General features: G+C 70.8%; 27 protein-coding genes. 13 read left to right on the forward strand and 14 right to left on the reverse strand.

The annotated features are described in order from the left end of the window. Complete coding sequence (locus tag DQ392_RS30255; RefSeq protein ID WP_114018901.1) at nt 1-1,743, forward strand: 3-hydroxyacyl-CoA dehydrogenase family protein; 1,743 nt, start codon at nt 1-3, stop codon at nt 1,741-1,743. 207 nt (nt 1,744-1,950) lie between these two features. On the opposite strand, the gene DQ392_RS30260 is transcribed toward DQ392_RS30255, so the two are convergent. The 7 genes from DQ392_RS30260 to DQ392_RS30285 all read right to left on the reverse strand — a co-directional run bounded on the left by DQ392_RS30260 (nt 1,951) and on the right by DQ392_RS30285 (nt 7,673). Then, nucleotides 1,951-2,340, reverse strand: coding sequence for an AAA family ATPase (locus DQ392_RS30260; protein WP_114018902.1), 390 nt, complete (start codon nt 2,338-2,340; stop codon nt 1,951-1,953). A 66-nt stretch (nt 2,341-2,406) separates the two neighbouring features. Further along, nucleotides 2,407-4,212: a thiamine pyrophosphate-requiring protein gene (locus tag DQ392_RS30265; protein ID WP_114018903.1), complete on the reverse strand. Its 1,806-nt coding sequence runs from the start codon at nt 4,210-4,212 to the stop codon at nt 2,407-2,409. 313 nt (nt 4,213-4,525) lie between these two features. Continuing rightward, nucleotides 4,526-4,759 carry a hypothetical protein gene (locus DQ392_RS30270; protein ID WP_114018904.1) on the reverse strand — a complete coding sequence of 78 codons (234 nt, stop codon included), beginning with the start codon at nt 4,757-4,759 and terminating at the stop codon, nt 4,526-4,528. A 97-nt stretch (nt 4,760-4,856) separates the two neighbouring features. Further along, nucleotides 4,857-5,834, reverse strand: coding sequence for a trypsin-like serine peptidase (locus tag DQ392_RS30275; protein ID WP_114018905.1), 978 nt, complete (start codon nt 5,832-5,834; stop codon nt 4,857-4,859). 25 nt (nt 5,835-5,859) lie between these two features. Further along, nucleotides 5,860-6,036 carry a hypothetical protein gene (locus tag DQ392_RS34660; RefSeq protein WP_181856638.1) on the reverse strand — a complete coding sequence of 59 codons (177 nt, stop codon included), beginning with the start codon at nt 6,034-6,036 and terminating at the stop codon, nt 5,860-5,862. Between the two features lie 120 nt (nt 6,037-6,156). Continuing rightward, nucleotides 6,157-7,278 (reverse strand): ACR3 family arsenite efflux transporter, encoded by a 1,122-nt coding sequence (gene arsB / locus DQ392_RS30280; RefSeq protein ID WP_114018906.1) that lies wholly within the window; start codon nt 7,276-7,278, stop codon nt 6,157-6,159. Next, nucleotides 7,275-7,673, reverse strand: coding sequence for an ArsR/SmtB family transcription factor (locus DQ392_RS30285; RefSeq protein WP_114018907.1), 399 nt, complete (start codon nt 7,671-7,673; stop codon nt 7,275-7,277). The genes arsB and DQ392_RS30285 overlap by 4 nt, the downstream gene beginning before the upstream one ends. A gap of 83 nt (nt 7,674-7,756) precedes the next feature. Between DQ392_RS30285 and DQ392_RS30290 the strand changes: the two genes are divergently transcribed. Then, nucleotides 7,757-8,230: an ArsI/CadI family heavy metal resistance metalloenzyme gene (locus DQ392_RS30290; RefSeq protein ID WP_114018908.1), complete on the forward strand. Its 474-nt coding sequence runs from the start codon at nt 7,757-7,759 to the stop codon at nt 8,228-8,230. 332 nt (nt 8,231-8,562) lie between these two features. Here DQ392_RS30290 and DQ392_RS30295 read toward each other — a convergent pair whose 3' ends face one another. After that, on the reverse strand, nt 8,563-9,420 hold the full coding sequence (locus tag DQ392_RS30295; RefSeq protein ID WP_114018909.1) for an aldo/keto reductase: 858 nt from the start codon (nt 9,418-9,420) through the stop codon (nt 8,563-8,565). Beyond that, nucleotides 9,417-9,851, reverse strand: coding sequence for a cupin domain-containing protein (locus tag DQ392_RS36040; protein ID WP_114018975.1), 435 nt, complete (start codon nt 9,849-9,851; stop codon nt 9,417-9,419). The genes DQ392_RS30295 and DQ392_RS36040 overlap by 4 nt, the downstream gene beginning before the upstream one ends. A 521-nt stretch (nt 9,852-10,372) precedes the next feature. Between DQ392_RS36040 and DQ392_RS30305 the strand changes: the two genes are divergently transcribed. From DQ392_RS30305 to DQ392_RS34665, 4 genes are all read left to right on the forward strand, one after another. Continuing rightward, a complete protein-coding gene (locus tag DQ392_RS30305; RefSeq protein ID WP_114018910.1) occupies nt 10,373-10,708 on the forward strand; it encodes a carboxymuconolactone decarboxylase family protein in 336 nt (111 codons plus the stop codon). A 187-nt stretch (nt 10,709-10,895) separates the two neighbouring features. Further along, nucleotides 10,896-11,804, forward strand: coding sequence for an arginase family protein (locus DQ392_RS30310; protein ID WP_114018911.1), 909 nt, complete (start codon nt 10,896-10,898; stop codon nt 11,802-11,804). Nucleotides 11,805-12,394: 590 nt separating this feature from the next. Beyond that, a complete protein-coding gene (locus DQ392_RS30315; RefSeq protein ID WP_114018912.1) occupies nt 12,395-12,814 on the forward strand; it encodes a CBS domain-containing protein in 420 nt (139 codons plus the stop codon). A gap of 525 nt (nt 12,815-13,339) precedes the next feature. Beyond that, entirely contained in the window at nt 13,340-13,549 is a 210-nt protein-coding gene (locus tag DQ392_RS34665) for a hypothetical protein (protein WP_181856639.1), read from the forward strand. Between the two features lie 265 nt (nt 13,550-13,814). Here DQ392_RS34665 and DQ392_RS30325 read toward each other — a convergent pair whose 3' ends face one another. Both DQ392_RS30325 and DQ392_RS30330 read right to left on the reverse strand, forming a co-directional pair. Beyond that, the gene (locus DQ392_RS30325; protein ID WP_114018913.1) at nt 13,815-14,288 is read right to left on the reverse strand and encodes a hypothetical protein; all 474 of its coding nucleotides are present in this window, start codon (nt 14,286-14,288) and stop codon (nt 13,815-13,817) included. A 365-nt stretch (nt 14,289-14,653) separates the two neighbouring features. Next, complete coding sequence (locus DQ392_RS30330; RefSeq protein WP_114018914.1) at nt 14,654-15,592, reverse strand: WD40 repeat domain-containing protein; 939 nt, start codon at nt 15,590-15,592, stop codon at nt 14,654-14,656. Nucleotides 15,593-16,106: 514 nt separating this feature from the next. Here DQ392_RS30330 and DQ392_RS30340 point away from each other — a divergent pair. The 7 genes from DQ392_RS30340 to DQ392_RS30370 all read left to right on the forward strand — a co-directional run bounded on the left by DQ392_RS30340 (nt 16,107) and on the right by DQ392_RS30370 (nt 22,288). Continuing rightward, nucleotides 16,107-16,925, forward strand: a complete 819-nt coding sequence (locus DQ392_RS30340; protein WP_114018916.1) for a HipA family kinase — start codon at nt 16,107-16,109, stop codon at nt 16,923-16,925. Then, nucleotides 16,922-17,344, forward strand: a complete 423-nt coding sequence (locus tag DQ392_RS30345) for a DUF3037 domain-containing protein (RefSeq protein ID WP_114018917.1) — start codon at nt 16,922-16,924, stop codon at nt 17,342-17,344. Before DQ392_RS30340 ends, DQ392_RS30345 begins: the two co-directional genes overlap by 4 nt. A 145-nt stretch (nt 17,345-17,489) precedes the next feature. Further along, entirely contained in the window at nt 17,490-18,251 is a 762-nt protein-coding gene (gene fabG / locus DQ392_RS30350; protein WP_114018918.1) for a 3-oxoacyl-ACP reductase FabG, read from the forward strand. A 37-nt stretch (nt 18,252-18,288) separates the two neighbouring features. Continuing rightward, on the forward strand, nt 18,289-19,059 hold the full coding sequence (locus DQ392_RS30355; protein WP_114018919.1) for an SDR family oxidoreductase: 771 nt from the start codon (nt 18,289-18,291) through the stop codon (nt 19,057-19,059). Between the two features lie 187 nt (nt 19,060-19,246). Next, nucleotides 19,247-20,830: an ABC transporter substrate-binding protein gene (locus DQ392_RS30360; protein WP_114018920.1), complete on the forward strand. Its 1,584-nt coding sequence runs from the start codon at nt 19,247-19,249 to the stop codon at nt 20,828-20,830. Nucleotides 20,831-20,930: 100 nt separating this feature from the next. After that, a complete protein-coding gene (locus DQ392_RS30365) occupies nt 20,931-21,608 on the forward strand; it encodes a uracil-DNA glycosylase (RefSeq protein WP_281273053.1) in 678 nt (225 codons plus the stop codon). Nucleotides 21,609-21,745: 137 nt separating this feature from the next. After that, a complete protein-coding gene (locus tag DQ392_RS30370) occupies nt 21,746-22,288 on the forward strand; it encodes a hypothetical protein (RefSeq protein WP_245982150.1) in 543 nt (180 codons plus the stop codon). Between the two features lie 22 nt (nt 22,289-22,310). On the opposite strand, the gene DQ392_RS30375 is transcribed toward DQ392_RS30370, so the two are convergent. The 3 genes from DQ392_RS30375 to DQ392_RS30385 all read right to left on the reverse strand — a co-directional run bounded on the left by DQ392_RS30375 (nt 22,311) and on the right by DQ392_RS30385 (nt 24,400). Further along, nucleotides 22,311-22,871 carry a hypothetical protein gene (locus tag DQ392_RS30375; RefSeq protein WP_147266599.1) on the reverse strand — a complete coding sequence of 187 codons (561 nt, stop codon included), beginning with the start codon at nt 22,869-22,871 and terminating at the stop codon, nt 22,311-22,313. A 229-nt stretch (nt 22,872-23,100) separates the two neighbouring features. Next, nucleotides 23,101-23,652 carry a DinB family protein gene (locus DQ392_RS30380; RefSeq protein WP_114018922.1) on the reverse strand — a complete coding sequence of 184 codons (552 nt, stop codon included), beginning with the start codon at nt 23,650-23,652 and terminating at the stop codon, nt 23,101-23,103. Nucleotides 23,653-23,674: 22 nt separating this feature from the next. After that, a complete protein-coding gene (locus tag DQ392_RS30385; protein ID WP_181856640.1) occupies nt 23,675-24,400 on the reverse strand; it encodes a TetR/AcrR family transcriptional regulator in 726 nt (241 codons plus the stop codon). Between the last annotated feature and the right edge of the window lie 84 nt (nt 24,401-24,484).

A 24,484-nucleotide genomic window follows, 5' to 3' on the forward strand; every position in this document is an offset into this window, starting at 1 on the left:
ATGCCAGAACATCAGCCGGCCCCGGTGGGCGTGGTCGGTCTCGGTGCGCTCGGTGAGCCGCTGCTGCGGACGCTCGCCGCGGCAGGACTGGAGGTGATCGGGGTCGACAACGACGCCGACGTGGTGGCCGACGTCGCGAAGCGCCTCGCAAAGTCGCCTCCTGTCCGCGCGGAAGGCGGTGCCCCCGAGGTGGTCCTGGCCTCGAGGATCGACGCGGTGGCTCCGGCGCGGGCGGTCATCGAGGCGGTCCCCGAGCACCGGTCCACCAAGCGGGAAGTGCTGCGCCGGATCAACACCGTGTGCTCTGCCGAGACGGTCGTGGTGACCACGACGACCGGGCTGTCGGTCGTTGAGCTGGCCATCGCTTCGGGGCGCCCGGCCAGGACGGTCGGTCTGCGCTTCTTCTCGCCGCCACCGGGGAAGGGGGCCGCCGCGCCGGTGGACACCACGGCGTGTGCGGCCGACGCGCTCGCCGTGCTCGACGAGCTGCTGCGGGCGCTGGGGACGGAGTCCTTCCACACGCATCCCCGCGCCGCACGGGTCGCCGAGCAGCTGGTTTTCGGCTACCTGGACCGTGCGGTGCGGCTGCTCGATGAGGGGTACGCCACGCGGGAGGACATCGACACCGCGATGCGGCTCGGCTGTGGACTGCCCACAGGACCGCTGGAGCTGCTCGACCTCGTGGGGCTGGAGCACGCGCACCAGGTCCTGACCGCACGGCACAACCGTACGGGAGCGCGTAGGCCCGCCGGGTCGCTGGAGCGGCTGCGCGCGGCCGGCCACCGCGGTCGCACCTCAGGACGCGGCTTCTACCCTTACACCGCTGGCGGCGAGCGGGCGCTGGAGGCCGATGCCGGCCGGGCCGGCGCACAGCGGTCGGGGCCGGCCGTGCGGCGCGTGGGCGTGCTCGGCTCCGGCGTGATGGCCCGCGGCGTCGCCGAGGTCACGGCAAAGGCGGGTCTTGCCACCGTGCTGCGCGCACGCGACCGTAACAGGGCGGATCAGGCTGTCGAGGCCGTCGGAGGTTCGTTGCGCAAAGCGGTGCGCAGAGGCCGTGTCACCGCCGAAGCGCGGGACGCCGCGCTCGGCCGCCTGGAACCGGCCGACGACCTCGCGGCGCTGTCCGACTGCGACCTGGTGATCGAAGCGCTCTGCGAGGACATCACCGTCAAGGTCGGAGCGTTCGCCGCGCTCGACGGCGTGGCCCAGCCCGGTGCGGTGCTGGCCAGTACGACGTCCAGCCTGCCGGTGGCGGAGCTGGCTGCGGCCACGCGCCGTCCTGAGGCGGTCGTGGGGCTGCACTTCTTCAACCCCGCGCCGGTCATGCGTCTGGTCGAGGTGTCGCGGACCGAGCACACCGCCGACGGCGTACTCGACACCGCGCACCGATTCTGCGCGCGGCTGGGCAAGACGGCGGTCGACTGCACCGACCGGGCCGGGTTCATCGTGAACTTCCTGCTCCTTCCCTACCTCAACGACGCGGCCGCCGCGCTGGTCTCCGACGAGGCGGACGTCGCGGAGATCGACACGGCCGTGCGGCGGGGATTCGGTTTCCCGATGGGCCCGTTCACCCTGCTGGACACCATCGGCCTGGACGTCGCACTGGCGATCCAGCGGCGGCTGCACGAACACTTCGGCGACCCGGCGCTGGCGCCGGCGGCACCGCTGGAACAGCTGGTCGCCGCCGGGCAGCTCGGCAGCAAGACCGGCGCGGGCTTCCGGCGTGTCGAACCGCGCCGCTGACCGGCTGCGAACGGACCACGCCCGCGCCGGCCGCGCCGTGGGGCCCTCGCCCCCGGCCGGCAGGTGACCGGTCGCCTCTCCGGCCCGCTCCTGTACTCGGCGTCACATCGTTGCCCCGGGCGTCGGGCACGCTGCGCACCCGTTCCCAGCCGACGGCCGAACGCGGCAGCTCGGCCGGCACCACGGCGAAGCCGATCTGGTGCCGACTCACGTCTTCGCGTCGGGTTCGGGCGCCAGTACGACCACGGCCAGCGGCCGGCTCGTGATGATCTCGGTCATCTCCGCCAGGTGCTCGCCCAGCACGACGTCTTGGACGATGGCGGTGAAGCCCGCGGCGCAGTACGCGTTGGCGGACGCGGCGGCCAGTCGGTACCGGAGCCGGAGCTGGGCGAGCGCCTCCGGGTCCGGCTGCGCGGTCATGTTCACCCGGCCGTTGACGATCATGCGGCGGAAGAAGTCCCCGCGCACGTGGACCGGCCGGTCCAACCGCTCGGCCAGGGCCTGCGCGACGGTGGACTTGCCCGCCGCGGAGATGCCCGAGATGACGATGACGCCGTTGCTTTCCCCGTCGCCCTGCTGGGGCGCGTTCTCGGTCATGGGGCCCGAGCGGTTTCTGTCTTGTGCCGCGTCACGCTTCACGGGGTCCAGGTCGGTGGCGAGGTCTCAGTCCCGGTGGAGCGCGTGGCGGGCCGTGGCGAACAGTTCCGCGGCGATGGCGCGGGCACCGTTCTCGACCACCTGCCCCGCAGCGGGGTCGCGCCGGGCCACCGACAAGGCCACGTCTTTGGCCTGGCTGTAGGTGATGTGCGGCGGCAGCGGTGGAACGTCGGGGTCGGTGCGCACGTCAAGGAGCGTCGGACGGTCGGCGGCGAAGGCACGGTCCCACGCGTCAGCGACGTCGTCCGGTCTGTCCACGCGGATCCCGTCGAACCCCAGCAGTGTGGCGTAGTCGGCGTAGTTCATGTCCTCCACGATCTGACTGGTGTTGTAGCGGGGGTCGCCGGCCTCGCGCATCTCCCAGGACACCTGCGTCAGATCGTTGTTGTGCAGGACCATGACGATGAACCGCGGATCCTCCCAGCTGCGCCAGTGCCGCTTGACGGTGAGCAGCTCGTTCATCCCCAGCATCTGGAAGGCGCCGTCCCCGATGGTGCACACCACCGGACGTCCCGGATGGGCGAACTTGGCGGCCACGGCGTACGGCATCGAGCCGAGCATCGAGGCCAGCCGGCCGGAGGTGTTTCCCCTCATGCCGCGGCCGAGCCTGATGTGGTTGGCGTACCAGTCCGCGGTGCTGCCCGCGTCGCAGGTGACGACGGCGTCGTCGGGCAACCGCTGATTGAGCTGCTGATAGACGTAGCGGGGATTGACGGGGTCCGCCGACGTCGCCGCCTGGTGGTCGCACACCTCGTTCCACGCCCGCATGTCATCGATGACGTGGTTCTGCCAGCTGCGGTCCTCGACGCGCTCGAGGCGGTCGAGGAGCGCGGCCAGCGTGACCTTGACATCGCCGAGGAGGTTGACCTCCATGGGGTAGCGCCCGCTCAGGTGCGCCGGATCGAGGTCGATCTGCACCCCGCGAGCCTGCCCGGTCGGCGGCAGGAACTCGCCGTAGGGAAAATTGCTGCCCACCATGAGCAAGCTGTCGCACTCCTGCATCATGTTGTAGCTCGCCCGCGAGCCCAGCAGGCCGAGCTGCTCGCAGTTGTAGGGCAGATCGCCGGGGACGACGTCCTTGCCCAGCAACGTGGTGGTGATTCCCGCGCCCAGCCGGTCCGCCACCGCGATCACCTCGTCGGTCGCGCCGCGGGCGCCCTGCCCCACGATCATCGCGACCTTGGTCGCCGCGTTGAGTACCCGCGCAGCCCGCTCGACCTCCTCGCTGGGAGGCAGCAGCTCCGTCGAGGGGTAGCCGACCCCGGTACGAGAGACCCAGTGCTCGCGATCGGGTTCGGCCATCGCCATACGCTGCACGTCGGCAGGCAGCACGACCACCGTGGGGGTCCGCTGCGCCTGCGCCACCCGTACCGCGCGGTCGACGACCATCTGCGCCTGCATCGGTGTCGTGACGGTCTCGACGAAACCGGCCACATCCTGGAACACCCGTTCGAGGTCCAGCTCCTGCTGTGTCTCGCTTCCGATCGACACCCGCCCCTGCTGGCCGACCACAGCGACCACGGGCTGGTTGTCCATCTTGGCGTCGTAGAGCCCGTTCAGCAGGTGGATCGCCCCCGGTCCCGAGGTCGCGACACACACCCCGACCTCGCCGGTGAACTTGGCGTGCGCGCACGCCATCCACGCTGCGATCTCCTCGTGGGTGGGGCGGATGTACCGGAAATCCTTGCCGGCTCGTTCGGCGCGCACCAGCGCGCCGTCGAACCCGCCGATTCCATCGCCCGGATAGCCGTACCACTGGTGCAGATCCCATGCGATCAGGCGGTCGATGACGAAGTCACTCACATTGCGCATAGGCCAGCTTTTACCGAGGGCGTCGCTTCTCAATCGCAAAACAGCCATCTGAGCGCCTGCGCACGCGACAGTCAGCGGGACGGTGTCATCCAGGTGGGTGCGGCCCGACTGTCGCCCCGCCGTGCCACTGTTCCGCCACGGCTTCGGCGGCACTGCCGGGATACCCGCCTGCCGGGCAGAAGGTGCTCGTGGGCCCGACTCGGCCGGCGATGTCCATGACGGTGGGAAAGGCGCCGTGCGAGCCGGCCCGGCCCGGCGCTGCCCCGACCTGGCGGCGACGCTGCGAGCTCTCCTGGGGGAGGACGAGCCGGAGTCAGTCCCCCTCGTGCGGCATGGGTGCCGGTTCGGCCTCCTTCATGCGGCGGTCGGTCCAGTGTTCCTGTACGTCATGCTGGTCTTGCTGGACCTCGGAGGTCGAGGTGCCACCCCCGGGCTCGGGCGGTGAGGCGGGGGACTCGGACGGGTCCTGCCGGAGTGCGACGATGGTGGCCACAGCCGCGGCGGCGCCTGCGGTGACGACGAGGACGCGGATGCCGGAGCGCTTCATGGGCGACCTCCTTGGCGAGTGCGGAGCCGTACGGGAACGGCGCTCACCCCGCCACGCTAGCGGCTGTGCGGCGGGGTGAACACCGATCAGGTGGACGTCAGGTGGCGGAGCCCTGGTCGTCGAACATCTGCTTGACGCTGTCGCCGAAGTAGGAGCTCCTGTTCACACCGGCGGAGTCGATGGTGCTCATGACCCCGTTGGTCTGGCCCAGCCCCGAGGACTGGTCGAACACGCGCATCCACGGGCCGCCGCTGGAGCCGCCGCCGAAGTCGCAGCCGAGCGCCAGCTTGCCGTCCGAGTCCGAGGTCCGGCCCTCGCAGTACCACTGGACCTCGCCGTTGTCCTTGTTGCCCGGGTAGCCGTTGATCGTGATGTCCTGCTCCCGCGAGTAGTTCCAGCTCAGCCCGTTGCCGCCGGTACGGTCGACCAGCTTGTCGCTGCCCTGCGGCCAGGTCGTCACCATGGCGACGTCCCAGTTCAGGTCGCCGTCGTCGATCCAGCCGTTGAAAGCGCGCAACTGCTTGGCGACGAACGTGCCATAGGGCTTGTCGCCGTTGCGGTACTGGGGAACGTACGCCCAGTTCTCCATCCAGTCACCGCCGTTGCCCTCGTGTACGCAGTGCCCCGCGGTGATCGCCATCTGCTTCGAATCGCTGTTGAGGGCGCTCGCAGAGCAGACGTAGTCCTTGCCGTCACTCGGCTTGGTGAAGAAGACCTTCCCGGCGACGGACGTCTCGGTGATCTTCGTGCGTACCTCGCCTGAGGGAGGCGCGGCCGGTGTGGACCCGGGCGGGCCGCTGGGCTGCTCCGCGGTGCCCGAGGATCTCCCGGCGCCGCTGTCGTCAGGCGTCAACGGTATGGCGTCACGCATGCGTTCGGGCGTCCAGTACTCCTCCACGTCCTCGGCGGCGCGGTGGGTGTCGATCCGGGCGCCGTCGTCCGTGAGGGCCCGGGAAGCGGTGGTCGAGCCGGCGTCCTGCGCCGGCACCGGCTGGGCGGAGGCGGGCCCGACGGTTGCGAGGGCGACGACGGCGGCTGTGGGCAGAGAGAGCAAAACGTGCCGAAGTAGGCGCACTTATGTTCACCTTTCGAAGTCAGGTTCACTCTGTGGCGTACAGCACGCTAAGTTCGCGGGGCCGCTCGCGGAAGAGCGCCTGGCCTGAGCTGTTCGGGCCCCGCTGTTGAGGGGCCGGGGCCGCGGTGCGAGCCGAACCGGCTACGCCGGCCCCACCGGCGGACAGCCGCCACAGCGCCTTCAACTCCTCCGGAACGCTCACGCTGCCACCCACCCGCGCTTGCCCCTGTGGGCGTCGGAGGCGACCTGAATGCAGGTCCTCTCATGACGGCCGGCGTAGGGACGCACACGAACGAACAGCCCCGGCGGCTCGGCAGGGGTGTCAGACGTGAGCGGAACCCTTCTCCTCGGCGGCAGCCGCAGGGGCCCGCACGGGCTCGGATCCCGGAAAGTACCGGCGGGCGGCCAGAGCGACGTGGACCAGGCCGATGAGCACCGGCACCTCGATGAGCGGGCCGACCACTCCGGCCAGCGCCTGCCCGGACGTCGCACCGAAGGTGGCGATGGCCACCGCGATGGCCAGCTCGAAGTTGTTGCCCGCGGCGGTGAACGCCAGCGTCGTCGCCCGCGGATGGTCCAGCCCCGCGGCCTTGCCCAGGGCCATGGACCCGGCCCACACGAGGGCGAAGTACACCAGCAGCGGCAGCGCGATTCTGGCGACGTCCAGGGGCCGGGAGGTGATCGCGTCCCCCTGGAGGGCGAACAGGACGACGATGGTGAACAGCAGCCCGTACAGGGCGAACGGGCCGATCCTGGGGATCAGCTCGGTCTCGTACCAGGCGCGTCCCTTGGCCTTCTCGCCGATCCGGCGGGTCGCGAACCCGGCGACGAGCGGGATGCCGAGGAAGAGCAGCACGCTGCGGGCGATCTCCCACACCGAGATGTCCAGCGTCGTCTGCTCCAGGCCCAGCCAGCCGGGCAGCACCCGGAGATAGAACCAGCCCAGCGCGGAGAACGCGAGCACCTGGAACGCCGAGTTCAGGGCGACCAGGACGGCGGCGGCCTCGCGGTCGCCGCCGGCCAGGTCGTTCCAGAGGACGACCATGGCGATGCAGCGTGCCAGCCCGACGATGATCAGGCCGGTCCGGTACTCCGGCAGATCCGGCAGGAAGATCCAGGCCAGCGCGAACATGACGGCCGGTCCGAGGAGCCAGTTGACCGCCAGGGAGGGGACCAGCAGGCGGCGGTCGCGGGTGACGCTGTCCAGGCGGTCGTAGCGGACCTTGGCCAGGACCGGGTACATCATCACCAGCAGGCCCAGCGCGATCGGCAGGGAGACGCCGGTGACGCTGACCTTGGCCAGCGCGTCCCCGAGACCGGGGACGAGGCGGCCGAGGCCCAGGCCGAGGCCCATGGCCAGCAGGATCCACACGGCCAAGAGGCGGTCCAGGAACGACAGGCGGGCCGCCACCGGTGCGGCGGTGGGCGTTGGCTCGGCGGTCATGAGGCGGCCCCGGCATGTCCGGTGGGTTCGGGCAGCGGCTGCCCGGCCGGGCGGGCGAGGATGGCGGCGAGCCGGTCGGTCATCTCGGGCAGCAGCCAGTAGTACACCCAGGTCCCGCGGCGTTCGCAGTCGATGAGCCCGGCCTGTCGCAGCAGCTTGAGGTGGTGGGAGATGGTCGGCTGGGCCAGGTCGAAGGCCGGGGTTAGGTCGCACACGCACACCCCGCCGCCGGCTCGGGAGGCGATCATCGACAGCAGCCGCAGCCGCACCGGATCTCCCAGGGCCTTGAACACCTTCGCCAGTTCGGTGGCCTGGCCCTCGTCCAGCGGGGCGGTCAGCAGCCCCGGGCAGCAGGCTCCGGTCCGGCCGGACGCGTCGCGCTCGTGTTTCGACATACTTCTATGTTGACGAACGTCGATCCAGGAAGCAAGCTGGCTCGCATCGAAAGTCATCGATGCAACGAGATCGGGAGGACGTCATGTCCCGTGTGCAACTCGCCCTCAACGTCGCCGACCTGGAGGCGTCCGTGGAGTTCTACTCCAAGCTCTTCGGCGTCGAGCCGGCCAAGCGCCGCCCCGGTTACGCGAACTTCTCCATCGCCGAGCCGGCGCTGAAGCTCGTCCTGATCGAGGGCGAGGCGGGTCAGGAGACCCGGCTGGATCACCTCGGTGTCGAGGTCGACTCCACCAGGCAGGTCACCGCGGCCACCGATCGCCTCAAGGGCGCGGGCCTGGCGACCTTCGAGGAGAACGACACCTCCTGCTGCTACGCCCTACAGGACAAGGTCTGGGTGACCGGCCCAGGCAAGGAGCCCTGGGAGGTCTACGTCGTCAAGGCCGACGCCGACCAGATGGGCAAGGGCCCCGCCCTGGCCGGCGAGGCCTGCCGCGGCAGCGAGGCCACGGCTGCGGAGCCCGCCCGGGATGCCGCTGGTTGTTCCTGCGGCAGCTGACCCCCGACACCGGGCAGCCGCACGCCGTCGAGAACCCGAGGCGACGCGCGGGCGGCTGCCCGGCCGTCACGACGACCACCAGGGCGTCGTCGGCCCGTGCGGCGAAGGCACGGTCCATGGCCAGGCCCATGCCGGGGAAAGAGCCGGTGACCAAGGCGACCTGGCGGTGGAGTCGTGGGTGGTGGTCACGCGTGCTCCCTCAGGGAGTGGCTTGAGCGTTCACCCAGGCCAGGGTCAGGAGCGGCTTCGATGGAGAGACGCATCGCCCGGCCGGGACGGTCGTCCGTCTCCGACCAGCGCTCGTGTGGTGCCACTCCAGCGCTCGTCCGGTCTCACTTGCCGCTGTAGACGGGGAACGCGCTGTGTTCGCCGTAGTCCACAGCGCGCAAACCCCGCAGGGTGTCCATGTCAGCGCCGGAGATCTCGAAGTCGACCTCGGCGTTGGAGCGCATGTGCTCGGGGTTCGCCGTCTTGGGCAGCGACACCGTGTCCAGCTGCAGGGTGTAGCGGATGCACAGCTGCGGGACGGACACGCCGTACTTCTCCGCCATCGCCTGGACCTCGGCGTTCCGCAGGATCGCTCCGTGTGCGATCGGCGAGTACGCCTCGACGAGGATCTGCTTGCCCTCGCAGTAGTCCAGGAGCTCGGAGGGGGTGTTGCCGGCGTGGACGAGCAGCTGGTTCACGTGCGGCGCGACGGTCGTGCCCCGCACGATGTTCTCCAGGTCCCGCTGCTGGAAGTTGGACACCCCGATGGAGCGGATCTTCCCGGCCTGGTGCGCCTCTTCCAGCGCGCGCCATGCGTCGCGGTTGCCCTCGGCGTAGTCGCCGCCGCGGAAGTCGTCCCACGGCTGTGGGCTGTGGATGAGCATCAGGTCGATGTAGTCGATCCCGAGTTTGGCCAGTGAGCCGTCGATCGCGTCGACCGCCTGGCCGTGGTCCTTGATCTCCGCAGCGAGCTTGGTAGAGACGAACAGCTCGTCGCGGGGCACGCCGGCGGTGCGCACGCCCTCGCCGACGCCGCGCTCGTTGCCGTAGGCCTGGGCGGTGTCGATGTTGCGGTAGCCGATCTCCACGGCCGCGCGGACCGCCTCAGCCACTTGGTCGTCGTCGATGAACCAGGTGCCGAGCCCCAGCTTGGGGATGTCGACGCCGTTGGACAACGTGTAGGTCTCGTCCAGGATGGTCACGCGCTTGCTCCGTTCCTCGGCAGCTCGCCGTACACCTCGTCGGTGACGGGCTCGAGCCATTCGTTGCTGACGTCGTCGCCAGGGGTGATGAAGGCGAGGTGGGAGAACCACGAGTCCGCCTTCGCGCCGTGCCAGTGCTTCGTGCCCGCCGGGACACGGATCACCGTTCCCGGCTCCATGCTGACCGGGTCCTCGCCCTCGGCCTGGTACCAGCCGCTGCCCGCCGTGCACAGCAGGACCTGGTCACCGCCGCCGCCCGTGCCGTGGTGGATGTGCCAGTTGTTGCGGCATCCGGGCTCGAAGGAGACATTGCTGACGGGCACGCTCCCCGAGGTGAGCGGCGCCAGGTAGCTCTGGCCGACGAAGTACCGCGCGTAGGCGTTGTTCTTCTCCCCGAGCGGGAAGATCTGCTCGAATCCGTTGACAGCCATGTCGTTCTTTCCTTCTGTTTCAGCGCGTCCCGCCGGGCGCGCGTGTGGGCGCGGCAGCGGCGTGTCGGGTCCAGCCGCGAGGCTGAGCGGGCTGCTGAGCGTTTGAGGCAGGCCGTGTGCCAGGTGTGCCGCCCAGAAGCAGCGCCCGGGCGACCGGCCCGAGGCCGGCGTCGGAGACGCCGACCAGGTCAGGTGGCCGCGCTCGGTCGTGGCGTAGTACTCCGGGCTCACGTCCGCGAGCATCGCCACCTCGCCGCGGCGCGGGCCCGCCACGCTCCTGTGCCTGGAGACCGTCAGTCCGGCCTGCTCGGGAGTGAGGTTCGCTCGACGGGACATGAGGAACTCCGGTGCTTCGTTCCTGGCGTCCATGCCTTTTACGCTAAGGCGCGAAGCCCCGGGGAGGGATGCCCTGCCAGTACGTCCTTCAGCGGGAACTCCCTCGCCCGGCATGTCTGGCGATGTCCTTGGCATGACGCCTTCGAAAATCGGTGGACGGACGTCGCCGCAGGTAGGGAGAGATCATGGCTGAGAACACGAGCACCGGCTGGACCGGCGGGAAGAACGCCTTCGGAGACTTCGCCCCGGGGATGGTCCATTACACCGACAGGGTGCTCTTCGACGAGGTCTGGGAGCGCGAGGGCCTGTCCAAGCGCGACCGCAGCCTCATCACCGTCTCCGCGTTGACCGCGCTCGGGAAGACGGACCAGCTGCGGTTCCACCTCGGCTTCGCCCGCCAGAACGGCGTCACCGACCAGGAGCTGCGGGAGGCCCTGCTGCACTTGGCGTTCTACTCCGGCTGGCCCAACGGCATGGGGGCGACGAGCGTGCTCAAGAGCGTCGTCGAGGAGAACCAGTGAGTACGTCACCAGGCGGGGCCGCCGCGTCCGACCGGGGCGAAGTCGGCCGGGGCCACGTCGCCGCCCCCGCCTGACCTCCGGCACCCATCCGGGCGACCCGCAGCTCAACGAACTCGTCGGCGAGCTGTGCATCATGGTGCCCGAGTCCCTCTGTGGTGAGACCCTCGCGGAAAGGAACCCGCCTCTGATGTCCACCACCCCTGACAGCACCTCCACGCCGTCCGGCTCGCACCTGCGTCTGCTCTGGCCCGAATGGCAGGGCGCCGCCGCCGGCATGGTCGAAGACCTCGTCCCCGAGTTCCCGCTCGGCACCGCCCGCCGCGGCTACGCCGTCGGCACCCGGGTCCTGCAAGCCGTGCTGCCCCCGCACGACGGCCCCACCGCCACCGTGCCCGTCCCGATGGACGACGCCGGCACCGAACTGCGCGACGGCATCGAGTCCAAGACCGTCCTCACTCGGCAGCTCGCCGACGCCCTGAAGATCATCAAAGAACAGGCCCCCGCCCGCATCACCACTCTCGGCGGCACCTGCACCGTCAGCGTCGCCCCCTTCACCAGCCTGGCCGAGCGCTACGGCGACGACCTGGCAGTCGTCTGGATCGACTCCCACCCCGACCTCGACACCGGCGACACCGACTATGACGGCTACCACGCCATGGCCGTCTCCATGATCACCGGCCACGGCGACCCGGAGATGACCGAGCTCCTCCCGGCCACCGTCCCCGCAGGCCGCGTCGCCCTCGTCGGCCTGCACGACTGGACCGACGACGCCTACCAGCACGTCGAAGAATGGGGCCTGACCGCCTTCAGCCCCGACCAGCTGCGCGGCTCCACCCAGCCGCTGCTCGACTGGATCGCCTCCACCGGCTGCTCCCGCGTCGCACTCCACTTCGATGTCGATGCGATCGACAGCAACGAGGGAAGCCTCGGCCTGGGCCGGATTCCCGACGGCCTCACCGGCGCCGAAGCCAACCGGATCGCCCAGGACGTCCAGCGCGCCACTGACGTCGTCGCCACGACCGTCGCCGAGTTCGTCCCCCGCGACGTCCTCCACATCCAGCAGATCCTGCACGGATACCCGCTGTCCTCCAGCTGAGCTCCGGACCGGGACCGTCGGCCGGCTCCACTCCGCCGCTCCGGGAAGCCGCTGTGACAGCCGCGTGCCGGACGCCCTGCTGCGACAGCCGGTGCCGGACGCAGTGGAGGCGCGGCTCCGGCGCCGAGGCACGACTCTGGTGGTCGGCAGTCGGCAGTCGGCAGTCGGCGCGCGGCTGCGCTGCGGCGTCACCGAAGGCGGTCCCGTCCGGGCACGCCCCGAGGCGATCGAGACGAGTCCCTCCCGAAACTGCCGGGTGAGCAGGAGGAGCGAGGCGGGAAGACCGCACCTGATGTGCGGACGGCGGTGTAGTGCGTTGGGCCCGGCAGCGCATTGCCACGTGCGAGGGCCGGCCACCCGTTCGCAAGCCGGTCGCCAGGCGCGTACCCGGTCCGTCCGGGTGGGGCGGTCGGCTGACGCGGGTGTGCCTGTGCCGAGGCCGTGGGTGTGGCGGCCGAGACTGGTGTCTGCCCCGGCCGGGTCCGGTACGCGCAAGGCCGGGGTGGCTCCCGCTGCGGGCGACGGTCACCGGTCTCGGCGCGGCAGCGGCCTCGTGCCCGTCCGACGCGTGCGCCAAGAGGAGACGGAAGATGCCCCAGCAGGTCCGAGAAGTCATGACGCCAGGTCCCGTGCGTGTCGCGCCGGACGCGTTGGTGGTGGATGTGGCCAGGTTGATGCGCAGCGAGAAGATCGGGGTGGTCCTTGTCGTCGAGGACGGCCAGTTGTGCGGCTTGGTCACCGACCGGGATCTGGTCGTGCGCATCCTGGCCGACGGTGGCCCGGTCACCGACCGGCCCGTGCGGGAAGCGTGCAGCGAGCATCTGCTGACGGTCGCTCCGGAGGACACGGTCGAGGGCGCTGTGGCGCTGATGCGAGGAGCTGCCGTACGCCGGCTGCCGGTGGTCGCGGACGGAGAACCGGTAGGGATGGTGTCCCTGGGCGACCTGGCCCTCGAGCGCGACCCCGACTCCGCCCTGAGCCGTATCAGCGGAGCCGACCCCAACGAGTAGGACACCGGCTTCCGGTGGAGAACCAGGTGCGCCCGGCGGGAAGTGACGGCCCCAGGCCGGGAAGTGACGGCCCCCGCCCGGGCACCCGGTCACCGGCCTTGCGCAGCGCGGCCGGCACTCACCGGCACGCCTGCGGGGACGGTCGTGTGCCGATGCCGTGCCCGCCGTGGTCGTCCGCGTGTCCGTTTCCTGCCGTGGGGGCGTCAGGAGACGAACACGAAGCACCTCACCCCACAGGCCCTGGCATTCCCGGACAACCCCTCGAAGGGGTGGCAAGCAGCATCGTGGTCAACCGCGGTGTCGCGATGAGCAGGAGGGGGTGTCAAGCTCCGGTCCGCCCGCCCCGGGGAGCGGTGGAGCCGGCTCGGACTCCTCGCCTCGGCGTCAGGACACCGTCCAGGGGCTGAGGGCGACGGTGACGGGGCCCCAGGTCGGACGGTCCCGCGCCGGCTGGCCGAGGACGTCTGCTGCCCCGCCCCGCCGCGCGATCTGCCCGCCGCGGCCGGCCGGCAGTTGGCCGTCGTGGTGAGCTGGGGACTGGAGCAGCCAGGCGCCGTCGCACATCTGGAGCGTCTCGCCGAAGCCATCGGCGAGAGGAAGAACAGCTCCGGCATCGAGGACGGCTGGGTGCTCCTGGTACGTGTCCGTGACCTCGCGGAGATCGACGTGGACGGCGCGCACCTCTTCGCCTGTCTGCTCTACCAGGCCAAGCACCACGAGAGCGCCCAGTTCTGATGGCGGTTCGCCGCCGGCGCCGGCAAGGGCACCGCCGCGCTGTGCCTCCACCTCCACCACCTCGGCCGTGGCGAGATGCCGGAGGCCGACCACTGGCTGGAAGCGCTGAACACCCTGGACGCCCCCGAGGCGCTGGATGAGGAACTCGTCGCCGGCACCCGCGGCAGGCGCGTGTGCACGTCGTCCGTGGCGAGGCAAGGTCGTCCCGTATGCCGTAGCGGCCTGGCATCACGTGAGGTGTGCGAACGCCTCCTCGCCCCGCGGTTCAGTACGAGGCCGTGATCGTGCGGGCCGCGGTCATGAACACCGCCTTCTGCGTCTCCAGGTGCTCGTTCACCTCGACGTCACCGATGTCGCGCCACACGGCCTGGTTGAGGGCGCGCGCATAGGCCTGACCGGGCCCCTCCAACGCTTCCCCGCACAACAGCGCCAGCACGCGTTCCGCCTGCCACAGCGCGGTCATCGTGGCCCCTGCCTGGCTCATCCACCCCTCTTCGTCACCGCCCCACGGCTCGGGGCGGCGATACGCGGCTGCCTCGGCCTCCTGAGCACACGCCAGGAAGTCCTTGATCGCCCCGAGGCGCTCCGCTCGGCGCGCCTCGGCGGTGGCGGCGAACTGCTTGCGCTCCTCCGTACGTTCGGCGGAACGTTGGGTGGCGTGGTGGGCCAACGCCGTGAGCCCGCTGCCGAGCACCACACCCACCAGCGACAGGACCGAAGCCCACACTTGCGCGGCCACCTGCCTACCCCCTTCCGGGCCCGCTCGCCGGGTATCCACGCCCATGCTCTCGTACGGCAGGTGGGCAACGGCTCCGGGTCCCGCAACGAGCACGCTCATCCGTGGTGGGCCGCTGAGGTGGTGGTCCGGACCAGCGGTCCACCATGATCACCGCTGGGGGAGAATCCGCTGCCCTGACGAGCGCACTCCGCTCCGCCCGGGAGTCCGCCCCAGCCAGAACCGCTCCGCCCGGCCTGAACTTCCCGCCCGCTTCCCACGACGGAGCGCATCACCGCCGCCGTCCTCGTCATCCTCGTCGGCGACCGGCGCAGCCGCTGACTATGTCTCTTGACCCTTGCTTCCGGTGCTCACCGTGAGGGCAGGTCTCAGGCGAGCTTCGGGAGCTTCCAGGAGCACACGTTCTCGTCACGGACGTTGACCAGTGTCTTGCCGTCCGGGCTGAGGGCGATGCTGACGGAGTCGGAGTCGGTGATGACATCGCGGAACTCGTGAGTCCGTTTCCGGGTGGCTACATCCCAGACATGGATGCGGCGGCCTGCGTTGCTGTGGGGCTTCTCGGTATCCGCGCTCACGGCGACCAAAGCCTTGTTGTCCGGGCCGAACGCGAGCGTGAAGAGCTTGTCGTCCCTTGCGGTGGTGAACGTGCCTTTCCTCTTACGAGTGGTCGTGTCCCACACTTTGGCTGTGGTCCCGGACGCGGCGGCGACCAGGTTGCCGTCCGGGCTGAGGGCGATGTTGTACGGGGTCAGCAGGCCGTCGGTGATGCTGCTGGTCAGAGTGCGGTCAGAGAGGTTCCAGAAGCGAAGGCGCCCCGAGCTCTGTGTGACGGAGAGGAGAGTCCGGCCGTCGCGTGCGAAGGCGACACTTCGCACCCCGTCGCGGTCGTCGGGGTCCTCAAGGGTGGCGATCTTCCGGTGGGAGGTGGTGTCCCACAACGTGATGCGGCCGTAGAACGAGTGGCCACAGGCGAGGGTCGCCCCGTCACGGCTGAAGGCCACGGACCACACCCTGGGCGTCTGCGCTGTCGAGGCGTTCGCGGGCACATGGTCGGTGAGCACGGCCTTCTTGTCGTCCCCGCCGGCGGCGACCAGCAGCACATGACGTCGGCCGACGGGCCGGGGAGCACCAAGCCGTACCGTGTCGCTCCACTCCCGCACCACCACCGGTCGGCGCTCCGGGTACAGGGCTGCGGAAATCTCCAGAAGCTCCTGCCGCAGCCACGCCGCACCACCGCTCTGCGCTGCGGGGCCGACGGTCTGCTCCCGCCGCTGCCCAAAGCCCTGCTCAGCCGATGCGTCAGCCATCTCGTGTGCCGTCCTCTCCCCAACCGGAGCGTCTGCGGCGTGTGACCGGTCGGTCCGTCCGTGGTCGGCCGTTGGTGTTGGCCCGGTCGCTCCTACTCCGAATCCGCCAGCAGGCCGCAACTGCACCAGACGACGTCACAAGGCCGGCCGGTCTCACCACCGTAGGCCCGCGTCCCCGCATGAGCGCGGAAACCTTTTCGCGCTCCCGGCGTCCAGCGGGGGCCGGCAGGCGGTGTCGAGGTTCCAGCCGGGGCCTGGCTCGCCGGGTCGTCCACCTCGGCGATGCCGACGCCGTCGACGAACAGCGTGAACAGGGGACGGCCGGGGAGGTCGTTGAGCCACGGCACCCACCAGGTACAGCCGACACGTGCGGGGTAGACGGACACCTGCGCGCCGGTGCACCGCCACACGGCGGAGCGTGCCGGAAAGTCAATCCGTGCTCCCGCGCCGCCGGCATGGGCGCTGTGACGAGAGCAGAGCAAGGGCCGGCCGGAACGTCGCTTAGCCTGATGGAATGCTTCCAGAAGTCACAGCCACCCGCTATGTCACACCCTTGCGGGAGGGTGGCTCCCTCCCCGGGCTCGTCGAGGCCGACGACCTGGGGACCTACGTCATGAAGTTCACCGGAGCGGGGCAGGGCCGCAAGACGCTGGTGGCCGAGGTGCTGTGCGGAGGGCTGGCCCGGCGGCTCGGGCTCCGCGTGCCCGATCTGGTGGGCATCTGGCTCGACCCGGTGATCGGGCTCTCGGAGCCCGACGAGGAGGTGCAGGAGCTGCTGAAGGCGAGCGGCGGGCTCAACCTGGGCATGGACTTCCTGCCGGGCTCACTCGGCTTCGACCCGCTCGCCTACCGGGCCGACCCCGCGGAGGCCGGCCGCGTGGTGTGGTTCGACGCGCTGGTGAACAACGTCGACCGCTCCTGGCGCAACCCCAACATGCTGGTGTGGCACGACGGCCTGTGGCTGATCGACCACGGAGCCACGCTGATCTTCCACCACAACTGGCCCACCGCGCAGGCCGCCGCCGACCGCTCCTACGACGCCTCCGACCACGCGCTGGCCTCGGCAGGACCGCTCGTCGAGGAGGCGGCCGCCGAGCTCGCGCCGCGGGTCACGGCCGAACTGCTGGCCGAGTGCGCCGCGGAAGTTCCCGACGTGTGGCTGGAGGACGAACCCGGTTTCGCGAACCCGGACGAGGTACGCGCCGCGTACGTCCGGGTACTGGCGGCGCGCGCCCGTACGATCCATGAGCGGATCACGGTCGGCGAGCCGAGCGAGGACCGGCCCTCCCAGGCGCCGGGGTGGCTGACCGGGAAGGACGGCGAGGCCAAGTGACACGCACGACGACACCGGGGACCCGGGCGGGGGCGCGCGGTGACCTCGACGTGTTCGAGTACGCGCTGCTGCGTGTCGTTCCCCACATCGAGCGCGGCGAGTTCATCAACGCGGGCCTTCTCGTCTACTGCCGGGCACGCTCCTTCCTCGCCGCACGCACCCATCTCGACGAGGACCGGTTGTTCGCCCTCGATCCGTGCGCCGACGTCCGGGGGGTGCGAGCCGCGCTGCACGCCGTGGAGGGCGTGTGCGACGGGGGCGCACGGGCCGGGCAGGCGGCCGGGGACGACGCGGGGCGGCGCTTCCGGTGGCTGGTGGCGCCGCGCAGCACCGTCGTGCAGCCGGGCCCCGTGCACACGGGGCTGACGGCCGACCCGCGGGGCGAGAGCGAGCGTCTGCTGGACCTGCTGGTGCGGTGAGCCGCGGCCGGGGCGGCCGAGGCGCTCCCGGCGGCCCCGGGGCCCGGCGTTGACAGGGCGGTGCCCGCCTCATAGCGTCACGTCTGCCGTAGGTACTAAGCGGTTGCTCACCCAGCTCATCCACTCAGGCCGAGGAGAGACCAGCATGTCCAGCACCGAGCAGCGAGTCGCCATCGTCACGGGCGCAGCCCGGGGGATCGGCGCGGCCACCGCCGTCCGCCTGGCGGCCGAGGGGCACGCCGTCGCCGTCCTCGACCTCGACGCGGGCGCCTGCGCACAGACCGTCGAGGAGATCACGGCGCGGGGCGGCAAGGCGGTCGCCGTCGGCTGCGACGTCTCCGACTCGGCCCAGGTCGAGGCCGCCGTCGCGCGCGTCAACGACGAGCTGGGGGCGCCCGTCGTCCTGGTGAACAACGCCGGGGTGCTGCGCGACAACCTGCTCTTCAAAATGAGCGACGACGACTGGGACACGGTCATGAACGTGCATCTGCGCGGTGCCTTCCTGATGTCCCGCGCCTGCCAGAAGCACATGGTGGACGCCGGTTTCGGCCGTGTCGTCAACCTGTCCTCCTCCTCGGCGCTCGGCAACCGCGGCCAGGTCAACTACTCGGCGGCCAAGGCAGGCATGCAGGGGTTCACCAAGACGCTCGCCAAGGAGCTGGGCAAGTTCGGCATCACCGCCAACGCGGTGGCCCCCGGCTTCATCGCCACCGACATGACGGCGGCCACCGCCGAGCGCGTCGGCATGGGCTTCGACGACTTCAAGGCTGCGGCCGCCACCCAGATCCCCGTCCAGCGCGTGGGCGAGCCCGCGGACATCGCCAACGCGGTCGCCTTCTTCGCCGACGAGAAGGCCGGGTTCGTCTCGGGCCAGGTGCTGTACATCGCCGGCGGGCCGCTCGACTGACGGCGGACGAGAAGCGACAAGAGGCGGGAACAGCGAGATGACACAGCAGACAGGCGGGCGCCCCGACAGCGGGAAGGTCGCCCTCATCACCGGCGGCAGCCGCGGCATCGGCTACGGCATCGCCGAGGCACTGGTGGCGCGCGGTGACCGGGTGTGCATCACCGGGCGCAACGAGGACGCGCTGGGGGAGGCGGTCGAGCGGCTCGGCTCCGACCGGGCGATGGGTGTCGCGGGCAAGGCGCACGACCTCGAACACCAGGCGGCCGCCGTCGAGCGGGTGATGGAGACCTACGGGCGCATCGATCACCTGGTCAACAACGCGGGCACCAACCCGGTGTTCGGGCCGATGGCCGAGCTGGACCTGAACGTCGCGCGCAAGGTGTTCGAGACGAACGTGATCTCGGCGCTCGGCTTCGCGCAGCGCACCTGGGCGGCCTGGCAGAGCGAGCACGGCGGCAGCATCGTCAACATCGCCTCCATCGCCGGAACCTCGGCCTCCCCGTTCATCGGCGCCTACGGCATGAGCAAGGCCGCGATGGTCAACCTGACCCTCCAGCTCGCGCACGAGTTCGCGCCCAGAGCCCGGGTCAACACGGTCGCGCCCGCCGTGGTGAAGACCAGGTTCGCCGTCGCCCTGTTCGACGGCCGCGAGGAGCAGGCGGCGGCCCGCTACCCGATGGGGCGGCTGGGCGCTCCCGAGGACGTGGCGGGCGCCGTCGCGTTCCTGACCTCCTCCGAGGCGGGCTGGATCACCGGTCAGACGCTGACCGTGGACGGGGGGCTGTTCCTCAACGCCGGCGTCGAGTAGCCGGCGTTGCCGAGCCGTCCGGGTGCCGGAACCTCAAGTACCGGTGCCCGGACGCTCTTTAGGGCTCCGATACGGCTGTGACTGGGGTAATGTCATGGCGCTTTCTCCGTCTTGGACAGCGCCCTGGCGCGGCGCGGTCCTGGGCACCGCACCAGCCAGACAGGCACCGCCGACTGAGGAGCGCACGTTGTTCGACCGGAACGCGCTGCTGAGAGCCGCAGCTACCATCCTCCCCCTCGCACTGGTGACCGGGTGCAGTGCGCTGCCCGGCGGCGGGGAAGAGGAACACAGCATCGTGGTCGGTACCACCAGCGCTCCCAGCTCCCTGGATCCGGCCGCCGCCTGGGACGGCTCCTGGGAGCTGTACAGGAACATCTACCAGACGCTGATGACCGTCCCGAACTCCGGCACCTCGCCCGAGCCCGACGCCGCCAAAAGGTGCGGCTTCACCGACGCGGCCAGCAAGGTCTACCGCTGCGTGCTGCGCAAGGGGCTCACCTTCTCCAGCGGCAAGCCGCTGGACGCCGAAGCGGTCAAGCACTCCTTCGACCGCACCACGTCCATCGAGTCCCCTTCGGGCCCCTCGGCGCTGCTGGCCAACCTGGACGAGGTCGTCACGAAGGGCGACCGGACAGTGGCCTTCCACCTGAAGAAGTCGGACGCCACCTTCCCGTTCATCCTCTCCACCCCCGCCACCTCCCTCGTCGACCCCGACGAGTACCCCACCGCCAGCCTGCACCCCGGTGACACGGCCACCGGGTCGGGCCCATACACACTGGAGAGCTACCAGCCGGGCAAGCGGGCCGAACTGGTCAAGAACCCCGACTACAAGGGCCCGGCGAAACTGCGCAACGACTCCGTCACCATCCGGTACTACTCGCGCTCGGGGCGGATGGTCAGCGACCTGAAAGCCGGGCGAATAGACCTCACCTACCGCGGCCTGACCCCCGGGCAGGTCTCCGCGTTCCAGGAGGCGGGCTCCTCCGGCGACAACTCCGTCGACCTGAGCGAGATGACCGGCTCCGAGGTGCACTTCCTGGTCTTCAACCCGGAGGACGGGCAGGCCGCCAAGCCGGCGGTGCGCCGCGCCATCGCCCAGCTCGTCGACCGCACCGAACTGGTGCGTGACGTCTACGACAGGACCGCCGACCCGCTGTACTCCATGGTCCCCACCGGTGTCACCGGGCACACCAACGCCTTTCTCGACCGCTACGGGCGCCCTGACGAGAAGAAGGCCCGCCACACCCTCCGCGACGCGGGCATCACCGACAAGGTCAGCCTGACCCTGTGGTACGCCGAGGACCGGTACGGGGACTCCACCCAGCGCGAGTTCGCGGAGCTGGAACAGCAGCTGGAGGACTCGGGGCTCTTCGACATCACGGTCAAGTCGCGCGCCTGGGACGACTTCCAGAAGGGCTACCTCAAGGGCGACTACCCGGTCTTCGGCCGCGGCTGGTCGGCCGACTTCCCGGACGCGGACAACTACATCACGCCCTTCGTCGGCGAGGACAACGCGATGGGCACCCCCTACCGGAACCGGGAGCTGACCGAGGAGCTGCTGCCGTCCTCGCGCAAGCAGAGCGACCGGGGAGCGGCCGGGCAGGCCTTCGCGAAGGCCCAGAAGCTGATGGCCCAGGACGTGCGGCTGCTGCCGCTGTGGCAGGGCAAGGTCTACATCGCCTCGGAAAAGGACGTCGCGGGCGTCGAATGGGCGATCGACTCCTCGGTGATCATGCGGATGTGGGAGCTGTACAAGAAGTCGAGCTGGTAGCCGCCGCCGGCTCCCGTCGGGACTGTCGGTGGTGGGCGGTACCTTCGGTGCGGTCGTCGGGCACGGTGCCCGGCCAGCCGCACCGCAGGAGGTACAGCGCGTGAAGGAGATGCTCCCCAGGTCCTGGCAGGGTGTTCTCGGCGAGGAGACCGAGCAGCCCTACTTCAAGGAGCTGGCGGCCTTCGTCGAGGAGGAGCGGGAGCGCGGACCGGTGTATCCGCCCCGCGAGGAGGTGTTCGCCGCCCTCGACGCCACGCCGTACGAGCAGGTCAAGGTCCTCGTCCTGGGCCAGGACCCGTACCACGGTCCAGGGCAGGGGCACGGCCTGTGCTTCTCGGTCCGCCCCGGGGTGCGGACACCGCCCTCGCTGCGGAACATCTACAAGGAGATGCGGGACGAGCTCGGCCATCCCGTGCCCGACAACGGCTTTCTGATGCCGTGGGCCGAGCAGGGCGTGCTGCTGTTGAACGCGGTGCTGACCGTGCGCGGGGGCGAGGCCAACTCGCACAAGGGCAAAGGCTGGGAGAAGTTCACCGACGCCGTGATCCGCGCCGTCGCCGCGCGCCCCGATCCGGCCGTCTTCGTCCTCTGGGGCAACTACGCGAAGAAGAAGCTCCCGCTCATCGACACCGAGCGACACGCCGTGGTGGAGGGCGCCCACCCCTCGCCGCTCTCGGCCAAGCGGTTCTTCGGCTCCCGCCCCTTCACCCGGATCAACGAGGCCGTCGCCGCCCAGGGACACACGCCCATCGACTGGCGCATCCCCGATCTGGGCTGAGCCGCGCCGGGGCTCCGCCCGTGGTGTGCGCCATTGTCAGAGGTGGCCGTTAGCGTCGTAGAACGACCGGCGAAGCGGTCGTGCGAGGCGGCGTACGGCAGACGGCGTACGGCACACGGCGAACGGGAGGAGCCCCCGTGGCGGAGCCCCAGCAGGACGCGCCCCAGGGCGCGGAGGACGCGACCATGGTCAGAATCGGCCAGGCCATCATGCTGCACCGCGGCGGAGACCGGGAGGAGGCGAGGAACCGCTTCGCCGCCCTGTGGGCGGAGACGGACCCGGAGGCGGACCTTTTCCACCGCTGCACCATCGCGCACTACATGGCCGACACCCAGGACGAGCCGGCCGACGAGCTGGTGTGGGACCTGCGCGCGCTCGCGGCAGCCGACGCGCTGAAGGGGGACGAGGTCAGCTGGGACCAACACCAGCTGGCCGTCCGTTCCCTGTATCCGTCCCTGCACCTCAACATCGCCGCGGGCCACGCCAAGCTCGGTGACGAGAGCGCGGCCCGAAGCGCGCTGGAACGGGCGAGGGACAAGCTGGACGCGCTGCCCGCCGACGCCTACGGAGAGGGCATCCGTGCGGCGATCGAGCGTCTGGAGAAGCGGCTCGCCGACGGCGCCGGCTCACCCGGCGGCATCGCGGACGGGTGGGGCGGAAGCGAGGATCACCTGCCGTAGGGGGCTCACCTGCCGTCCGGGCTCACCTGCCGTAGGTGTCACGGCAGATGCGGGCCTGGGCGCTGTCGGTTTCCCACCGCCCGTACGCCTCTCCCAGTTCGCACACGCCCGAGCCGGGTCGGGCGTGACCCTGCCCCTTGCCGTGGCCGTGCCCGTGGCGCTCGTGCACTCCCGAGTCCGCGTCCCGTCCGGCGGCGCCTGCCTGCGCGCGGCCCCCGCCGCCCCGCCCCGGGCTTCCCGCGCCGGGCAGTGGAGCGGGACCCGGGGCGGGCCGGCCGGGAGAGTGGGCCGTGGAAGAGTCCCTTCCCTGCGCCCCCTCGCCGGAGCGCGGCGCGGTGTCGCCGCGTGCGCCGGCGGTGCCGCGCCGACCGGAGGCTTTTTCCTGGTGCTCGTTGTGGGAGAGCGCCTCCTTCGCGGGGGAACGCGCCACGCGTGGGGAGACGTCCCGGTGGCCGGAAGTGGGGGAGTGGTGGGAGGCGGAGCTGCCGCCGGGCGCGCCGGGGTCGCCCGAGACGGTCATGCACCCGGTCGCGGTCGTAAGCGCCATCCCCGCGACGGCCATGGCTTTCGTGATACGTGACATCCACGCAACTCTTCCGGGGCCGCGCCCCGGCTGGAAGTCCTCCCAGGGGTGATCGCGACCGGCCCAGGTTGATCGCGGGCCGATCAGAAGCCTTCCCGGCTTTCTGTTCAGAAGCTTCCCGGCTCTCGCCTCCCGAGCCTCTCGTCTCTCGCCTCACAAGCCGCTCGGCCCTCGTCCCGAGCCCCTCAAGCCTCTCGGCCGTCGGCTCGCGGGCCTCCCGGCCGCCGGTTCAGAAGCCGGTCTTCCCGTCGATGCGCTCACGCAGCAGGTCGGCGTGGCCGTTGTGCCGCGCGTACTCCTGGATCATGTGCGTGTACATCCACCGCAGCGACGTCCGCCAGCCCGTGCGGCGGGGGTGGGTGGCGACCTCGTCGAGGGACCGCCCGGCGGCGGACGCGCGGGCCCGGTCGATCTCGCGGCGCCAGGCGGCCAGCGTCTCCTCGCCCGTCCCTGCCTCGGTGACCACGAAGTCGTCGTCCGGCGCCTGCGGGGTGCGGTAGAGCGGTGCGGAGTCCTCCTCCCGCCACATCCGGCGGAACCAGTGGCGTTCCACGTCGGTCATGTGCCGCACCAGGCCGAGCAGTGTCAGCGCGGAAGGTGGAGCGGCGGCCCGCCGCAGTTCCTCGTCGCTCAGGCCCTCGCACTTGGCGGCGAGTGTGGCGCGCTGGAGATCGAGCCACTGCTGGAGGATCTGCCGTTCGGATCCGGTGCCCTCGGGGAGCGGAACTCCGCTGAGGGTGAGGGGCGGCCCTTCGGGTGATGCTTCTTTCGGGCTTGTCATGCGCCCATCCTGCCAACTTCTGTCAGCCCTCGGAGGAGGGCGTGCGGGATGTCCCGGCGGCCGCCTCGGCCGAGGCTGTGGCAGTGCCCGGGACTGCGGCTGTGGCTGTGTCAGCGGGTGTGGCTGCGGCTGTGGCCGTGGGGGCGAGCATGCCGGCCAACATCTCGCGCAGGCCCGTCCGCAGCTCCTCCTCGGTGGGAACGGCGGCGTTGAACGAGCCCGCGGTGCAGGTGAACATGATGCCCTCGCACCAGGCCAGCAGGAGAAGCGTGTGCCGCTCGGGTGCGGTGGAGCCGGCGGCCGAGAGCAGGTGCCGCAGCGGCTGGGCGAAGTCGCTTCTGCCGGTGCTGTCGTAGTGGGCGCGCAGCTCGGGGCGCCGGGTCGCTTCGAGCGCCAGTTCGTAACGGGCCACCAGCAGGGTGCGGTGCCGGGTCAGATGGCGGTGGAGCGCCGCCGCGATGAGGTCCGCGAGCGGGCCGGGCCCCGAGAGGTCTGTGTCGGCCGGTGTCCCGCGCTGTGCGAGGAGGGCCGCGCCTTCCAGGACGGTCAGCCGTTCCACCACCGTCCGGAGCAGGGCTGCCCGCGTGCGGGCGAGGTTGGAGGTGGAGCCCTGCGGCAGCCCGGCCGCCTCGTCGACGGCGCGGTGGGTCAGGCCCCGCGACCCGCGTTCGGCCAGCAGTCCGATCGCGGTGTCGGCGATCAGCTCCGAGCGGGGAACAGGGGGAACAGCGGTGTCGCGAGAGGGCATGGGGGCAATCTACCCCTGCACTACAGGAGTAGTACCCTCGGAGTCCAGGTGCCACTACAGCTGTAGTGGGCCAGCCTTTCCAGG

This window comes from Streptomyces reniochalinae, assembly GCF_003323735.1.
Lineage (GTDB): Bacteria > Actinomycetota > Actinomycetes > Streptomycetales > Streptomycetaceae > Streptomyces > Streptomyces reniochalinae.

Coding starts and splice junctions, on each gene's coding strand:
- DQ392_RS30255 (WP_114018901.1), top strand. CDS start 1: ATGCCAGAACATCAGCCGGCCCCGGTGGGCGTGGTCGGTCTCGGTGCG.
- DQ392_RS30260 (WP_114018902.1), bottom strand. CDS start 2,340: ATGACCGAGAACGCGCCCCAGCAGGGCGACGGGGAAAGCAACGGCGTC.
- DQ392_RS30265 (WP_114018903.1), bottom strand. CDS start 4,212: ATGCGCAATGTGAGTGACTTCGTCATCGACCGCCTGATCGCATGGGAT.
- DQ392_RS30270 (WP_114018904.1), bottom strand. CDS start 4,759: ATGAAGCGCTCCGGCATCCGCGTCCTCGTCGTCACCGCAGGCGCCGCC.
- arsB (WP_114018906.1), bottom strand. CDS start 7,278: ATGACCGCCGAGCCAACGCCCACCGCCGCACCGGTGGCGGCCCGCCTG.
- DQ392_RS30285 (WP_114018907.1), bottom strand. CDS start 7,673: ATGTCGAAACACGAGCGCGACGCGTCCGGCCGGACCGGAGCCTGCTGC.
- DQ392_RS30290 (WP_114018908.1), top strand. CDS start 7,757: ATGTCCCGTGTGCAACTCGCCCTCAACGTCGCCGACCTGGAGGCGTCC.
- DQ392_RS36040 (WP_114018975.1), bottom strand. CDS start 9,851: ATGGCTGTCAACGGATTCGAGCAGATCTTCCCGCTCGGGGAGAAGAAC.
- DQ392_RS30305 (WP_114018910.1), top strand. CDS start 10,373: ATGGCTGAGAACACGAGCACCGGCTGGACCGGCGGGAAGAACGCCTTC.
- DQ392_RS30310 (WP_114018911.1), top strand. CDS start 10,896: ATGTCCACCACCCCTGACAGCACCTCCACGCCGTCCGGCTCGCACCTG.
- DQ392_RS30315 (WP_114018912.1), top strand. CDS start 12,395: ATGCCCCAGCAGGTCCGAGAAGTCATGACGCCAGGTCCCGTGCGTGTC.
- DQ392_RS30330 (WP_114018914.1), bottom strand. CDS start 15,592: ATGGCTGACGCATCGGCTGAGCAGGGCTTTGGGCAGCGGCGGGAGCAG.
- DQ392_RS30340 (WP_114018916.1), top strand. CDS start 16,107: ATGCTTCCAGAAGTCACAGCCACCCGCTATGTCACACCCTTGCGGGAG.
- fabG (WP_114018918.1), top strand. CDS start 17,490: ATGTCCAGCACCGAGCAGCGAGTCGCCATCGTCACGGGCGCAGCCCGG.
- DQ392_RS30355 (WP_114018919.1), top strand. CDS start 18,289: ATGACACAGCAGACAGGCGGGCGCCCCGACAGCGGGAAGGTCGCCCTC.
- DQ392_RS30375 (WP_147266599.1), bottom strand. CDS start 22,871: ATGTCACGTATCACGAAAGCCATGGCCGTCGCGGGGATGGCGCTTACG.
- DQ392_RS30380 (WP_114018922.1), bottom strand. CDS start 23,652: ATGACAAGCCCGAAAGAAGCATCACCCGAAGGGCCGCCCCTCACCCTC.
- DQ392_RS30385 (WP_181856640.1), bottom strand. CDS start 24,400: ATGCCCTCTCGCGACACCGCTGTTCCCCCTGTTCCCCGCTCGGAGCTG.